14 protein-coding genes are annotated in these 14,350 nt (G+C 68.8%); 8 read left to right on the forward strand and 6 right to left on the reverse strand.

The window, feature by feature from the left end; all coding sequences use genetic code 11:
* Positions 1–232: 232 nt before the first annotated feature.
* The 5 genes from ACK3BB_RS23865 (at position 233) to ACK3BB_RS23885 (ending at position 4,750) form a co-directional block, all read left to right on the forward strand.
* Positions 233–1,066 (forward strand): SDR family NAD(P)-dependent oxidoreductase, encoded by an 834-nt coding sequence (locus ACK3BB_RS23865; RefSeq protein WP_428929343.1) that lies wholly within the window; start codon positions 233–235, stop codon positions 1,064–1,066.
* Positions 1,067–1,102: 36 nt separating this feature from the next.
* Complete coding sequence (locus ACK3BB_RS23870) at positions 1,103–2,101, forward strand: DctP family TRAP transporter solute-binding subunit (RefSeq protein WP_428929344.1); 999 nt, start codon at positions 1,103–1,105, stop codon at positions 2,099–2,101.
* A gap of 188 nt (positions 2,102–2,289) precedes the next feature.
* Positions 2,290–2,601: a hypothetical protein gene (locus tag ACK3BB_RS23875; RefSeq protein WP_428929345.1), complete on the forward strand. Its 312-nt coding sequence runs from the start codon at positions 2,290–2,292 to the stop codon at positions 2,599–2,601.
* Between the two features lie 84 nt (positions 2,602–2,685).
* On the forward strand, positions 2,686–3,150 hold the full coding sequence (locus ACK3BB_RS23880; RefSeq protein WP_428929346.1) for a DoxX family protein: 465 nt from the start codon (positions 2,686–2,688) through the stop codon (positions 3,148–3,150).
* 154 nt (positions 3,151–3,304) lie between these two features.
* On the forward strand, positions 3,305–4,750 hold the full coding sequence (locus ACK3BB_RS23885) for an alkaline phosphatase D family protein (RefSeq protein WP_428929347.1): 1,446 nt from the start codon (positions 3,305–3,307) through the stop codon (positions 4,748–4,750).
* 59 nt (positions 4,751–4,809) lie between these two features.
* On the opposite strand, the gene ACK3BB_RS23890 is transcribed toward ACK3BB_RS23885, so the two are convergent.
* Positions 4,810–5,697 carry a helix-turn-helix domain-containing protein gene (locus ACK3BB_RS23890; protein WP_428929348.1) on the reverse strand — a complete coding sequence of 296 codons (888 nt, stop codon included), beginning with the start codon at positions 5,695–5,697 and terminating at the stop codon, positions 4,810–4,812.
* A gap of 72 nt (positions 5,698–5,769) precedes the next feature.
* Between ACK3BB_RS23890 and pobA the strand changes: the two genes are divergently transcribed.
* Positions 5,770–6,939, forward strand: a complete 1,170-nt coding sequence (gene pobA / locus ACK3BB_RS23895; RefSeq protein WP_428929390.1) for a 4-hydroxybenzoate 3-monooxygenase — start codon at positions 5,770–5,772, stop codon at positions 6,937–6,939.
* A 56-nt stretch (positions 6,940–6,995) separates the two neighbouring features.
* On the opposite strand, the gene ACK3BB_RS23900 is transcribed toward pobA, so the two are convergent.
* Positions 6,996–8,102, reverse strand: coding sequence for a serine hydrolase (locus tag ACK3BB_RS23900; protein WP_428929349.1), 1,107 nt, complete (start codon positions 8,100–8,102; stop codon positions 6,996–6,998).
* Positions 8,103–8,138: 36 nt separating this feature from the next.
* The gene (locus ACK3BB_RS23905) at positions 8,139–8,528 is read right to left on the reverse strand and encodes a hypothetical protein (RefSeq protein ID WP_428929350.1); all 390 of its coding nucleotides are present in this window, start codon (positions 8,526–8,528) and stop codon (positions 8,139–8,141) included.
* A gap of 346 nt (positions 8,529–8,874) precedes the next feature.
* Between ACK3BB_RS23905 and ACK3BB_RS23910 the strand changes: the two genes are divergently transcribed.
* Entirely contained in the window at positions 8,875–9,264 is a 390-nt protein-coding gene (locus ACK3BB_RS23910) for an antitoxin Xre-like helix-turn-helix domain-containing protein (protein ID WP_428929351.1), read from the forward strand.
* Positions 9,261–9,956, forward strand: a complete 696-nt coding sequence (locus tag ACK3BB_RS23915) for an RES family NAD+ phosphorylase (RefSeq protein WP_428929352.1) — start codon at positions 9,261–9,263, stop codon at positions 9,954–9,956. Before ACK3BB_RS23910 ends, ACK3BB_RS23915 begins: the two co-directional genes overlap by 4 nt.
* Before the next feature lie 6 nt (positions 9,957–9,962).
* On the opposite strand, the gene ACK3BB_RS23920 is transcribed toward ACK3BB_RS23915, so the two are convergent.
* The 3 genes from ACK3BB_RS23920 to ACK3BB_RS23930 form a co-directional block, all read right to left on the reverse strand.
* Positions 9,963–11,513, reverse strand: coding sequence for an amidohydrolase family protein (locus tag ACK3BB_RS23920; RefSeq protein WP_428929353.1), 1,551 nt, complete (start codon positions 11,511–11,513; stop codon positions 9,963–9,965).
* A gap of 365 nt (positions 11,514–11,878) precedes the next feature.
* On the reverse strand, positions 11,879–13,525 hold the full coding sequence (locus tag ACK3BB_RS23925; protein ID WP_428929354.1) for a thiamine pyrophosphate-binding protein: 1,647 nt from the start codon (positions 13,523–13,525) through the stop codon (positions 11,879–11,881).
* A 13-nt stretch (positions 13,526–13,538) separates the two neighbouring features.
* Positions 13,539–14,282, reverse strand: a complete 744-nt coding sequence (locus tag ACK3BB_RS23930) for a FadR/GntR family transcriptional regulator (RefSeq protein ID WP_428929355.1) — start codon at positions 14,280–14,282, stop codon at positions 13,539–13,541.
* Between the last annotated feature and the right edge of the window lie 68 nt (positions 14,283–14,350).

Below are 14,350 nucleotides of genomic sequence, written 5' to 3' on the forward strand. Positions count from 1 at the left end.
AGTGGATGGAATGTTCCGCCATTTGGTCGGCCGGCGCGGCCGAAGTCATGTGTCAAATGGCTGTAATTGCGTTGAAAATTGCAAATTCCGGCCAAGCCCAATAATTCAGCTTGATTTGACTGACCACAATGTGGCTACTTCTGAGGTGCGCCGGGCGAGGCTTTCAAGGCCCGTCCGGCTCTGCCGTCGGTCGACTGACCGCATGGTGGACACGCAACCGGGAGGAAAATCTGTGAACACGGTCGAACGGATCGCGCCCGCCCTGCAGCGCCAGGGCCGGGTCGAAGGCAAGCGCGTGCTGCTGGTCGGTGGCGGCGCCCCCGAGGAGGGCTGGTCGAACGGCAAGGCGGCGGCGGTGCTTTATGCCCGCGAAGGCGCCCGGGTTGTCGTGGCCGACCGCGACGCCGCGGCTGCCGAACGCTGTGTCGCGGCGATCCGGGCCGAGGGCTTCGAGGCCAGCGCCGCCCGGGCCGACATCACCTCGTCGGACGATCTCGAACGTCTGGCCACCCAGGCCCGGGACGAGATGGGCGGCATCGACATCCTGCACAACAATGTCGGCATTGCCGAGACCGGCGGGCCGGTGGAAACTTCGGAGGACAGCTGGCGGCGGGTGGTCGAGGTCAACCAGACCGGCATCTTCCTGGCGTGCAAGCACGTGCTGCCGGTGATGGACGCGCAGGGCAAGGGTGCCATCGTCAATATCGGTTCGGTGGCCTCGCTGCGCTGGATCGGCTTTCCCTACGTGGCCTACACGGCCAGCAAGGCGGCGGTCATGGCCATGACCCAGAACATCGCCCTGCAATATGCCGACCGGGGCATCCGGGCCAATTGCGTGCTGCCCGGGCTGATGGACACGCCGATGATCCGCGCCCCGCTGACGGCCTCTTACGGCGGCGACGTCGACGACATGATCGCCACGCGCAACCGCACCAGCCCGACGGGCAAGATGGGCGATGCCTGGGACACCGCGCATGCCGCGCTGTTCCTGGCCTCGGACGACGCCCGCTATGTCAATGGCACCCACATCATCGTGGACGGAGGGCTTTCCGCCCGCTGTGCCTGAGCTTAAGTGACCGAGACTTCCAGGGAGGAAACCAGGATGAAACATCAACGACTGATCGCGGCGGCAACGGCGCTGGCCCTGCTGGCCGTGCCGGGGCTGGCCGCGGCCCAGACGTTCCGGCTGTCGTCGGAAACCAACGAGAACAGCAGCCGCACCCAGGGTGGCCAGAAATTCGCCGACCTGCTGGCCGAGGCCTCGGGCGGCGAGATGAAGGTCAAGGTCTTTCCCAATGCCGTGCTGACCGGGGGGGATCAGCTGAAGCAGGCCGAGATGCTGGGCCGGGGGGCGCTGGATTTCTCGGTGACCTCGGCGATCACGATTTCCAATGTCGTGCCGGAAATGGCCGTGTTCTCGCTGCCGTATCTCTTCTCGGGCTACGACGAGGTCGATGCCGCCGTGGCCGGCCCGGCCGGGGCGCGCATGGCCGAGATCATGGAAGACCACGGGCTCAAGCTGCTGGCCTGGGGCGAAAGCGGCTTTCGCGAGCTGACCAATTCGACCCGGCCGGTGACTGGTCCCGACGATCTGAAGGGGCTCAAGATCCGGGTTGCCGGGCCGATGTTCATCGACGTGATGACCGAGCTGGGCGCCAACCCCCAGCAGATCCAGTGGACCGAGACCTTTTCGGCGCTGCAACAGGGCGTGGTTGACGGCCAGGAAAACCCGATCGGCGCGGTGATCGTGCCCCAGCGGGTCTACGAGGTGCAGGATTACATCACGACCTGGCATTATTCCTACGACCCGGCCTTCCTGATGATGAGCCTGCAGAAATGGAACGGCCTGTCGCCCGAGGAACAGCAGATGGTCCAGGCCGCCGCGACCGAGGCGATGGACTGGCAGAAGGCCCTGACCCGCGAGCAGACGGCCGAGGGCATCGCCCTGCTGCAGGCCGAGGGCATGGAGGTCTATGAGCCGAGCGCCGACGAGCTGGCAGCCTTTGCCGCCGCTGCCCAGCCGGCCTTCGACAAATGGGCCGACAAGGTGGGCGACGAGCTGGTGACCCTGTTCAAGCCGGAGACCGTGCCGGGCAACTGACGCCCGGGCGACGGCCCGACGATTACGACAACAGGCGGCGCGCCCGGCATCCGGGGGCGCCGCCCCTGCATGCGGCCAGGGCAAGCCGGGACCGGCACAGCCGCGCCTGTCCAGCGCATTTTCGGTCATCACGCGGTTGCGAGCGGCCCCGCGTGGCATTAGATCGCGGTCATCAGACTGGATTTCGCATGACCCGCTGGACCCTTTCGGCCGTTCTACTGCTGGCACATCTGCTGTTCGTCCTGCCGCTGGGCCAAGCCGCCCATGCCGCGGGTGGCTGTGGCGATGCCGTGGCCGGCCAGGATGTCTGCCCGGCGCCCGGTACGCTGCAACGGTCCGACCGGCAGATCGACGGCAAGACCTGTGCGGCCTGCGTGATCCTTGACGGCACCCGCCCGGCCCCGCATCGGCAGGGCATGCAACGGCTGGCCCTGCAATTCGAAGCCGACAGCCACAGCGGCCGCACCCCGCTGCCGCCCCGGCGTCCACCACGCGCCTGACCTCCTGATCCCCACGACACCCGGCCCTTCGGGGCCTGCATCCCGTTACACCGCACAACCACGTGCGATCAGGAAAGTTACATCATGTCCACTTCTTACACCGACAGCCGTACTCCGTCTTCCGACCGGCTGATCTTTCCCTTCCTCCGCCCCGTCTATGCCGCGCTGACCCCGCTGGCCGAAACCTGGCTGCGCGTCATCTGCGGCGTGGCGCTGATGGTCCATGGCTGGCCCAAGATCCAGAACCCCCTTGGCGCCTCGGGCATGGTCGAGGGGCTGGGCTTTTACCCCGGCTGGCTCTGGTCGCCGGCCCTGTCGATCTCGGAATTCGTCGGCGGGCTGCTGCTGGTGCTGGGCCTGATGACCCGGCTGGCCGGGGCGGCCACGACGGTCATCCTGCTGGTCACGGTCTATTTCCACTGGGTGGTCAAGGCCGAGGGCTATCGCGGGGCCGAACTGTCGCTGATCTGGTCGGCGGCGACCTTCTATTTCGCCCTGCGCGGCGCCGGGCGGCTGTCGCTCGACGCGCTGCTGCGCCGGACCCTGTAAGCCAAGAGCGAAGGGCGCCCCGCGCGCCCTTCGCTTCCGTCGGCCGGCCGGAACACATTGGCCCGGCTGCCGGTTTTGCAATCGCGGCATCCGCCTTATCTCTGCAAGGGGGCGGGCAGGGGAACGGGGACGATACGGGCGTGACGATATGGGCATGACAACTTGGGCAGAGGGCAACCGGACGCCGGTTCTGTACTGGCGCGGGATCACCGGAGCCGAAGAGGGGGCGCAAAACGGGGCGCAGCTGTCGCTGCATGCGCTGGTCGCCCGGCCGGGCGCGACGCCGCCGGGCGCGATCACCGTGGCGGGGACCGACCATGCGCCCGAATGCATCCACAGTTTCGAAGGCCTGCGCTTCTGGCGCTATGCGCTGACCCTGACCCCCGACGTGGCCGGCTATGAATTCGAGGGCCGGTTCTTTCCGGTTGTCACCCGGTTCGACGGTGATCTGCGGCTGGCCTTCGTGTCCTGCAACGGCGAGGAACATGGCGATCTCGACCGCGACCCCGAGGAACGCAACGCCATGTGGATGCGGCTGGTCGCGGAGCATGAGCGCGCGCCGATGGGCCTGTTGCTGCAGGGCGGTGACCAGATCTATGCCGACGAGGTGACCGACGGCCACCCGCTGACCGACGACTGGCCGTCGGGGCTGGCGCGCAATCCCTCGCCCGAGGCGCTGGCCGATCTCGAAACCCATCTCGAACGCAGCTTTGTCGACCGCTACATGCGCCTGGCCGTGGCGCCGGGCACCGCGCGCATCCTGTCCGAAGTGCCCAGCCTGTCGATCTGGGACGACCACGACATCTGTGACGGCTGGGGGTCGCTGAAGGACCGGGTGACCGACAACCCGGTGGCCCGCGTGCTGTTCACCGTGGCCCGGCGGATGTACCTGCTGTTCCAGCAGGCCATGACCGAAGCCGATCTGCCCGCGCTGATGCCCGATGCCACGGGGGCGAACCTGGGCTGGCGCTATCACCTGCCCGGGCTGACCCTGCTGGCGCCCGACCTGCGCTCGCAGCGGCGGCGGCACCGGGTGATGGGCCCCGAAGGCTGGGCGCTGGTCGAGGAGACCGCGCCGCGGCCCGGCGATCACACGATCATGGTGTCCAGCGTGCCGTTGCTGGGCCCGCGCCTGTCGATGGTCGAGAAACTGCTGACGCTGATCCCGCGCATGCAGAAATACGAAGACGACCTGCGCGACCAATGGCAGAGCCACGCCCATCGCGAGGAATGGCGGCGGATGTTGCAGCAGATGCGGCGGTTTCGCCGGGCCGGGCCGGTGACGGTTGTCTCGGGCGAGATCCACCTGGCCACCCGCGCCCGGATGGACGCCCCGGAAGGCGCGGTGATCCAGCTGGTGGCCTCGGGCATCGCCCATCCCGCGCCGCCTGCGGCCTATGCCACGGCGCTTGGCCTGCTGGCCCGTTTCGGCGAGGCGCCGCTGCCCGACAGCCCGATCCGCATCCTGCCCCTGCCCGGGCAGACCCGCCGCTACGTGGCCGAACGGAATTTCCTGGTGATCGACCGCCGCGCCGGTGTGGTCACCGCCCGCTGGCACCTGGAAGACAGCGGCATCACCGAGGCCGTCGATTTGTCCTAGCCCGGGTCGGCCCACGCCATCTGGCCTGGGCCTGCTGACGCTGTGGCGACCCGAGCGGCCTACGCCACCTGAACCCGCCGGCGATAGGCCGTCGGCGTCTCGCCCATCCGCGCGCGGAACCGGCGCGAGAAATAGGACGGGTCGGCATAGGACAGGCGAAAGGCGATCTCGGCCAGGGGCAGGCGGGTAAAGGCGATCAGCCGGCAGGCCTCGGTCATCGTCGCGGTTTCCAGGTAGGCCGTCAGGCTGGCCCCCGTCGCCCCGCGCACCACGCGGTTCAGGTGCCCGGTCGTCACATGCAGGGCCAGCGCGTAATCGCGGGCCGTCCAGCCTTCGGCCAGGTGGGCGGCGATCAGCGCGTCAAGCCGCTGCAATTGGCCGCCGCCGCCCGGCGCGCCGGGCTCGGGGCGTTCGGTCTCGTCGGCCAGGGTGGCCAGCAGGGCATGGGCCAGCGCCACAAGGCGTTGTGCGCGAAATGTGCCAGAGGTGGCATAGGCCTCGGTCATCTCGGTGATCAGCCGCCCGATCCGGGGCGACACCGCCCCGCGCCGGGGCGCGGCCAGCCAGGCCACGAAGGGTGGCGTCTTGGGGCCCATCCGCGTGACCACCGGCGAGGGAAAGGACAGCACCACCCCTTCGGTGCCCCGGGCGAAATCGAACCCATGCACCACTTGCGGCGGCACGTAGAGATAGGCTCCGGCCTGCAATCGCCCGGTTTCACCGTCCAGCTGCACCCGTGCTTCGCCCCGCTCGATGTGAAAGACCTGCGACATCTGGCGATGGCGATGCGCCGAGATCACCCAGCCGTGCAGGGCCGCCCGGTCGTGGATGCGTTCGCAATGCACCACGTCGGGAAAGGCCGTGGTTTCGCCGAACAGGGTGAAGACCGGGATGGATGCCGCCTGCGTCATGCCCGAAAAGTACCAGTCATTGCCGCCCGCGTCCATTCGCCCCGCCCCGGTCCGCCCCTATTGTCGCCAGACACCGACCCGGCTTGAGGAGGACCCCGGATGCAGGACATGTCGACCCAGGTGGCCATCATCGGCGGCGGGCCTTCGGGGCTGTTGCTGTCGCAGCTGCTGAACCGGGCCGGGATCGAAACCGTCGTGCTTGAACGCGCGACCCGGGCGCATGTGCTGGGCCGCATCCGGGCGGGCATCCTGGAATGGGGCACCGTCGAGTTGCTCCGCGAGGCCGGTGTCGGCGCGCGGATGGACGCCCGGGGCATCTCCCATGACGGCTGTTACCTGACCGACGAAGACCTGATGGTACACATCGATTTCCGCGCGCTGACTGGGCGCAGCGTCATGGTCTATGGCCAGACCGAGGTCACGGCCGACCTGTATTCGGCCCAGGACGCGCTTGGCACGACCATCCTGCACGAGGTTTCAGAGGTCGAGATCCACGACCTCGACAGTACCCGGTCGCATGTGACCTTTACCCATGACGGTCAGCGCAAGCGGCTGAGCTGTCTCTATGTCGCGGGTTGCGACGGGTTTCACGGCGTGTCGCGCAAGACCATCCCCGAAGACCGGCGCCGGGCCTTCGAACGGGTCTATCCCTTTGGCTGGCTGGGCATCCTGTCGGAAACCCCGCCGGTCCATGACGAGCTGATCTATTCCAATTCGCCGCGCGGCTTTGCCCTGGCCTCGATGCGCAGCGAGATGCTGGTGCGCTATTACGTGCAGGTGCCGCTGTCGGACCGGGTCGAGGATTGGTCAGACGACAGGTTCTGGGACGAGTTCTCGGCCCGGCTGCCGTCGGATGCGGCCGCCCGGCTGGTCACCGGGCCGTCGATCGAAAAGAGCATCGCGCCGCTGCGCAGCTTCGTGTCCGAGCCGCTGCGCTGGGGCAACCTGTTCCTGGTGGGGGACAGTGCCCATATCGTGCCGCCGACCGGGGCCAAGGGGCTGAACCTGGCGGCCTCGGATGTCTATTACCTGCATGACGCGCTGATCCGGGCGATCCGGGGCCAGGGCACCACGGGGATCGATGGCTATTCAGAGCGGGCCCTGGCGCGGATCTGGAAGGCCATGCGGTTCAGCTGGCAGATGACGACGATGCTGCACCGGTTCGATGGCGAAGATGCCTTTGCGGCCCAGATGCGCAAGGCAACGCTGGATCACCTGGCCCAGTCCGAAACCGCCCGGCGCGAGCTGGCCGAGAATTACATCGGCCTGCCGTACTGAAGCCCGGGCCGTTGGGCCGGCCCCGATCCGATGACCGGGGCCGGAGACAGGCCGGTTCAGCGCGGGGCCAGTTCGGCGATCAGGTCGTTGGCGACAACGGCCATGGCCGGGCTGGCGGCAAAGTTGAACTGGTTGATGGCCATGAACACGCCGACCCCGCGCGCCGGGGCAAAGGCCGTATAGCTGAAGATCCCGTCGGCCCCGCCGGCCTTTTGCAGGATCAGCGGCCGGTCGCCTTCGGGCATCATGACGACCCAGCCCAGGCCGATGGCATCCATGTGCCCGGATTCGTCCATGCCATAGGCCGGGTCACGCCCGTCGCGCATGGCCCAGGGCGCATGGCTGATGGCCTGCATCTCGGCGGTGTCGGCATCGAATGCGCCCAGGTTCCATTGCAGGTAGCGCACCATGTCGTTGGCCGTCGTCCGCAGCGACGAGGCACCGCCCCGGTTGGGCACGAAGGTGGCGAAATCGATCGGATTGCCGTTCCAGTCGTAGCCGGTCATGACATTGTCGCCCTCGGCCAGGTCATAGCCGGTGTTGGGCAGGCCGATCGGGTCCAGCACCAGTTCCTGCAGCACCTCGGGGTAGGGCTTGCCTGCGATGTTGCCCAGGGCCATGCCCAGCAGGTCGAAACCGACGTTGGAATAAAGGATGCCCTGGCCCGGGGTGAACAGCAGCGGGTCATCGGCCAGGTTGGCGGCAAAGGACGCGTCGCTGTACTTGTCGATGCCGTCCAGTTCGTCCAGCTCGCGGGGCAGGCCGCTGGAATGGGTGGCCAGGTCGACCAGCCGGATCCGGGCGCCATCGCGTTCGGGCAGGGCATCGTAGACACCGGCAATGGGGCCGGGCACGTCGGTCAGCTGGGCCGCGCCGTCGGCAACGAGATGGGCCAGCGACAGGCCGGTGAAGGTCTTGGTCAGCGATCCGACCCCGACCTGGGTGTCGCCATCTGGGGTGATGCCGCTGCCGATGGCCGTTTCGCCAAAGCCGTAGACCACGCTGTCATCGCCGCGCACGACGGCAATGACCAGGCCGGGCACGCCGGTGTCGATCTGGAAGATCTGGGCGGTGAAGGCCACTGTGTCTTCCAGCAGGGAATCGGCCAGCGCCGGGCCGGCGCCGAGCGCGGCCAGGGACATGGCGGTGATCAGGTGTTTCATGGGGTCTCCAATTCGGTCGTGCGGTCGTGCATGGGATCAACGGATCCGGGGCCAGCGGCCGGTTGCGGGTTGGGTTGCGAAAGGCGGGGGCCGTCGCGGGGTCTTGGCCTGGCTGGACGGGGCGGGGCGGGTCATGGCGGGGCGAATATCCTGCCAAAAGGCATGCCACGCCCCCCGATGGCAAGCCCGCAGGGGCACCGGGGCGGCCTCGCGCACCAGCAGGCGCAGGATGCGCAGGGTTACCAGCGCTAGGGGCAGCAGGGCCGCCAGGATGGCCAGGATCATCGCCGGCCAGGACGGGCCGGCATGTGACAGCAGCAGGATGGCCAGCGTGGCGACCACCAGCGCCAGCGGCCCGGACAGGCGTGAGGAGCTGGGCGGCGGCCGGTCGGGCGGCGCGGGTTGGCCGGGGTCCTCGGGGCTCATGGCCAGCGATCCGCGACAGGTGACGTCCCGCGGGCCGGCAACAGGCGGCGGGCCGCGGCACCTGGGCGCAACACATGCTGATCCGGGGTCATCCCTGGGGTTCCTCCTGCCGACCCCGCAGCCCTTGCGCGACCTTCGCGCAAAGGCTCGGCCCTCGGCCCCCCGGGATCAAGCCGGGGCAGGTGTGGGAGCGGTTCAATTTCGGTATAACGCCCGTCATCGGGCATTGGCGGCCGGAGCCGGCCCATCGAGGTGGCGTTCCCCGGGGCGCCATGCGGGGCGATGCATTCAGGTGGCCTTTACTTTCGGGCCATATGACCCATATGATGCCTCAAGGAGCAACGCCATGCAGATCACCGCCCCCACCCGTGACAGCGCCGACATCACAGCCATCGCGCTCAAGGCCTATGCCCGCGCGGTCGAGGCCTGGGACCTGTCGGTGCGCGAGGCCGCCGGGCTGGCCGACATGTCCGAAAGCACCTGGAAACGCGCGCGCAAACCCGGTTTCAAGGGCGAGCTGACCAAGGACCAGATGCTGCGCCTGTCGGCCGTCATCGGCATCTACAAGGCGCTCGAACTCTACTTCTCGGAACCGCTGTCGCGCAGCTGGCTGTCGCGGCCCAATGCCGGGCCCTTGTTCGGCGGCGCCCGGCCGATCGACGTGGCCATCGACGGCGGCTTGCCCCAGATCCTGGGCATCCGCACCCATCTCGATGCCCTGCGGGGTGGCGCGTGAAATCGACAAGCCTGTCGGTCCGGGGCCTGATCCGCCTTCTGCCCGCCACCTACCACAAGCCGCCGGTCCTGCGCGGGCTGGTCGACAGCGATGACGAGGCCGAGATCCTGGCCGAAATCGAAGGCATGACCAGCGCCCGGCTGGTCGCCGAACGCGGCCGCAGCCCGCACCTGGATTCCCGCGAACTGGCCTGGCACCGGCGCAAGGCCGACCTGCGGGTCTATGGCAACAGCCATGTCAACGCGGCCTTCACCTATACCCGCGCAGGAGGCAACCGGTTCAACGGCGCCGGGCGGGGGGCCTGGTATTGCGCCTGGGATGTCATGGTCTCGATTGCCGAGGTGGCCTTTCACCGCACGCGCGAGCTGGGCTATGCCGGCCATTTCCACGACACCGCGCGTTATGTCGAGCTGCATGCCGATTTCATCGGCGACTTCGACGACATGACCGACACGCCCGACCATGATGCGCTGCATCCCGATCCGGCGGTGGGTTATCCCGCAGGCCAGGCCCTGGCCGACGGGCTGCGCCGGGCCGGGTCGCGCGGGTTGATCTATCCGTCGGTGCGCGCGCCCGACGGCCACTGCCTGGTCTGTTTCGACCCCGGGGCCATCCAGAACGTGCGGCCCGGCGCGTCCTGGGACCTGGGCTGGGACGGCACGCCGGATTACTCGGTCACCCAGGTGGCCTGAGCCGGCTCAGCCCGGTTCGGCAATCCGCGAGTAGCGATAGGGCCGATAGCTGTCGCCCAGCCCGCCGGCCCGCAGATCCGCTTCGAGATGGGGCATCAGGGCGGCCACCATGTCGCGGTTGCGCTGTTCCTGCGGGCTGGGCGGCATGGCCAGCCGGTCCCGCAGTTCGTCCAGCACGGCCGCCCGGTCGATCCGCGTGACCCGGCCGCCATCGACGACCATCTCGCCGTCGACAAAGACCTTGTCGATCGCCCCGCGCACCAGTCGGTGCAGCACGGTGTCGACCAGCGGCGTGGCCGGATCGACCAGCGGCCGTTCCAGCGCCGCCCGGTCGATCAGCACGACATCCGCCCGGTAGCCCGGCTGCAACCGCCCGACCTGGCCGCCGAACCCGGCGGTGCGCGCGCCATGTTCGGTGGCGGCCTGCAGGACCTCGGCGGCCTCGATCCGGCGGTTGAACAGGCCGGTCTCGCGGTGCAGGGCCCAGACCAGCTTCATCTCGACGCTCATGTCGCGGTCGTCCAGCAGGTTCGACTGGTCGATGCCCAGGGCCACGGGAATGCCCCGCTCGACCATGGCGTTGACCGGCGCGATGCCGCTGCCCAGGCGCAGGCCCGAGCTGGCATTGTGGCAGACCGAACAGCCGCATTCGGCCAAGAGGTCGAGATCGGCCGCGCTGGTCCAGTTGCCGTGGCCCAGGGTCAGGTCGGGGCCCAGGCAGCCCAGCCGGTGCAGGTGTTCGACGGCCGAACAGCCATAGTGGCGCCGGGCATAGGCGGCCTGGCGTTCGGTTTCGACCAGGTGCATGTGCAGCTGTGCCCCGGCCGCGCGGGCGGTTTCAAAGATCATCTGCAGGCTGTCGTCGCTGCACCAATGCAGGTTGGCCGGGGCCAGGTTCAGGCGCACCTTCTCCGGCGCGCGCGCCTGCCAACGGGCGCGCAGGTCGCGGAAGAAGGTCATGTAATCGGCCGTCGGCACGCGGCTGGCGGCCAGCTGGGTGCTGAGCCACCCGCGCAGGGCCGGGTCGAGCCGGTCGAGCAGCGCCGCATCCGGGCCATAGCCCATGACATTGCGGTCGCGCATCATGAAGGAATAGCCAGCGCGCATGCCGATCTCGCCATAGGCGCCCAGCACGGCATCGGACGTGGTCATCCACTCCTCGGGCCCGCCGGCCATGCCGGAATGGATGTGGTGCACGGTTGTCGTGCCGCTTTCCAGCATCTCGATGGCCGAATAGAGCGTGTCCAGCCGGGGCGGGATCGGGCGCATGGCACGGAATTGGGGCAGCCACAGTTCCAGCGGCGCAAAGGGCACGCCCTGCATCAGGGGTGTCACGCCGAAATGGTGGTGGGCGTTGACCAGGCCGGGAATGGCGATCTGGCCCGGCCCGCCATGGCGCGGCAGGTCAGGGTTCGCGGCGGCCAGCCGGTCCAGCGGGGCGATCTCGGCGATTTGGCCGGCGGCAACGCGGATGGCCATGTCGTGGCGCAGCTCGGCCTGGCCTTCGGGCGACGTGCCGCACAGGATGGCCCCGGCCTGGATCAGGCAGTCCGTCATGCCGCAGTGCCGGCGAACGGGCGGAAGAAGGTGAAGCGGTCTGTCATGGCGGCGGGTCTTTCGGTGGTTCGGCAGGTCCGGTCACCATATGGCCCCGGGCCGGGGCCACCAACGCCCGGGGCGAAGCCCACCGGCCAACCGCCCGGATCGGCGGCCCGTACATGGGGGTATTGCCGCAAAATCCGGCGGTTGGCGGGCGCTGAACCAGGAGGCCGCCATTGCCCGCGTTGGCGCGGGCGGGTTTTAACATAAGTCTCATTATGGGGAGGCGGCCCGCCACACTTGCCCTGCCGGCAACAAAAGCCGCAGTTCGGGTATCGCTCGCCGGACAGGCGCCGCCCGGTTGATCCGGGCGGCGCCGCGTTTCAGGTGTTTTCCAGCCGCAGCTTGGGCGACAGCGCCGCCGGATCGAGCCGCAGGTGCAGGATGGACGGCAGCTTGCTGGCCCGCGCCTCTTCCAGCGCCCCGGCGAAATCGCCGGTGGCCGTCACCGTCGCGCCGAACCCGCCGTAGCTGCGGGCCAGCGCCGCGAAATCGGGATTGGCCAGCGCCGTGCCCGACGGCCGGCCGGGATAGTTGCGCTGCTGGTGCATGCGGATCGTGCCATACATGCCATTGTCGCAGACCAGCACGATCACGTTGGCCCCGCGTTCACAGGCCACGCCGAATTCCTGCATGACCATCTGGAAACAGCCATCTCCGGCCAGGCAGATGACCTCGCGCTCGGGATGGTGCAGCTTGGCCGACACGGCCGCCGGCAGGCCATAACCCATTGAGCCAGAGGTCGGCGCCAGCTGGGTGCGCCAGCCGCGATAGCGGTAGTAGCGGTGCAGCCAGGCCGAGTAATTGCCTGCCCCGTTGGTCAGGATGGCATCGTCGGGCAGCGCCGCGTTGAGATGGGCAATGACCTGTTCCATCTTCAGCGCCCCGGGGGTTTCCTCGGGCTGCTGCCAGGCCTCGTAGCTGGCCCGGGCCTCGGTCACCCAGGTGCCGCCATCGCGTTGGCGGGCGGCGGCGGCCAGCTGGCGCACCACCGGGCCGGGCTGGCCGACCACGGCCAGTTCGGGGCGATAGACCCGGCCGATCTCGGACGGGTCGGCATGGATGTGGATCAGCGCCTGGCGGGTGACCGGCGGGGTCAGCAGCGTGTAGCCCGAGGTGGTCATCTCGCCCAGGCGGGTGCCCAGGGCCAGGATCACGTCGGCATCGCGCACCCGCTGGGCCAGCGCCGGGTTGATGCCGATGCCCACGTCGCCGACATAGTTCGGATGGCGGTTGTCCAGGAAATCCTGGCAGCGGAAGGACGCGCCGACCGGCAGGCCCATGGTCTCGGCGAACTCCCCCAGCGCCGTGGCGGCCTCGGCGCTCCAACTGGCGCCGCCGGCGATGACCAGCGGACGTTCCGCCGCGGCCAGCCGGTCGATCACCGCCGCGATGTCGCGCTCTGCGGCCTCGCCCGACGGCAGGGTGGCCGCCGGCACGGCCTGGCCGATGGCCGGGCCCGACAGCATGTCTTCGGGCAGGGCCAGAACCACCGGCCCGGGCCGGCCCGACTGGGCCACGTGAAAGGCATGGCTGACATATTCGGGGATGCGGTCGGCCCGGTCGATCTCGGCCACCCACTTGGCCAGGGGGCCGAACATGGCCCGGTAGTCGACCTCCTGAAAGGCCTCGCGGTCGCGCTGGTCGCTGGCCACCTGGCCGACGAACAGCACCATCGGCGTGCTGTCCTGGAAGGCCACGTGCACCCCGGCGCTGGCATTGGTCGCGCCCGGCCCGCGGGTGACAAAGGCCACGCCCGGCCGGCCGGTCAGCTTGCCCGCCGCTTCGGCCATGATCGCCGCGCCGCCTTCCTGGCGGGCGGTCACCACGTCGATGTTGTTGTCGTAAAGCCCGTCAAGCGCCGCCAGGAAGCTTTCGCCGGGGATGGAAAACACCCGTTCGACCCCCTGCGCCACGAGGCAGTCGATCAGGAGGGCGCCGCCGTGGCGGACGGCCGTTGCTTGGTTCATCTGGGAGTTCCTTTCAGGCAAAGTCTGCGCGCGCGGCCAGCCGGTCGGCGGCCCGTTCGAACCGGGTCCGCGTGGCGATGCGGGCGGCCTCGGCATCGCCGGCATGCAGGGCATCCAGCACGGCGCGGTGTTCATCCATGATGTCGGGTCCGAATTCCGACGCGGCGGCGTTCTTCAGAAAGGCCGACCGCAGGTTGTTCTGTATGTTGGCCTCGATCATCGCCACCACCTCGGCATAATACGGATTGCCCGAAGCTTCGGTTATATGGCGGTAGAGAAGCAACTCGGTATCGACACGATCTTCCAGCGCCTCGGCGGGGCCCTGCGTATCGGCCTCGGCCATGTGGTGGAACAGCCGGTCGATCTCGGCCATCTGCTCGGGCGTCCGGGCCGTGGCCGCAAGGGCCGAAGCCCCGGCCTGCACCCCGGTGCGCAGCTGCAGAAGCTGGACGATCTGCTTGCGTTTCTCGAAACAGGCCGGGCTGATGCGGAAGGCCGAGCGCTGCGAGGTTTCGGTCACAAAGGCCCCCACCCCGCGCCGGGAATCGACGATGCCATCGTAGCGCAAGAGCGAGATCGCCTCGCGCACGACAGTGCGCGCCACGCCGAACCGCTTGGCCAGCTCGGCTTCGGTGGGCAGCCGGTCGCCCGGTGCCAGCTGGCCGCCTTCGATGGCGCCCATGATCGACACGGCCACCTCGTCCGGCAGCCGGCGCGGACGATCGATGCGGCCAAAGAGTGCGGATCCGTCAGACATGATGCCAACCTCCGGTTGCAGTGACGCGATTGCAGATACAGGCCCCGATAGTACAGGCCTTCGGCAGT

This window comes from Marinibacterium sp. SX1 (assembly GCF_050389775.1).
GTDB lineage: Bacteria > Pseudomonadota > Alphaproteobacteria > Rhodobacterales > Rhodobacteraceae > Marinibacterium.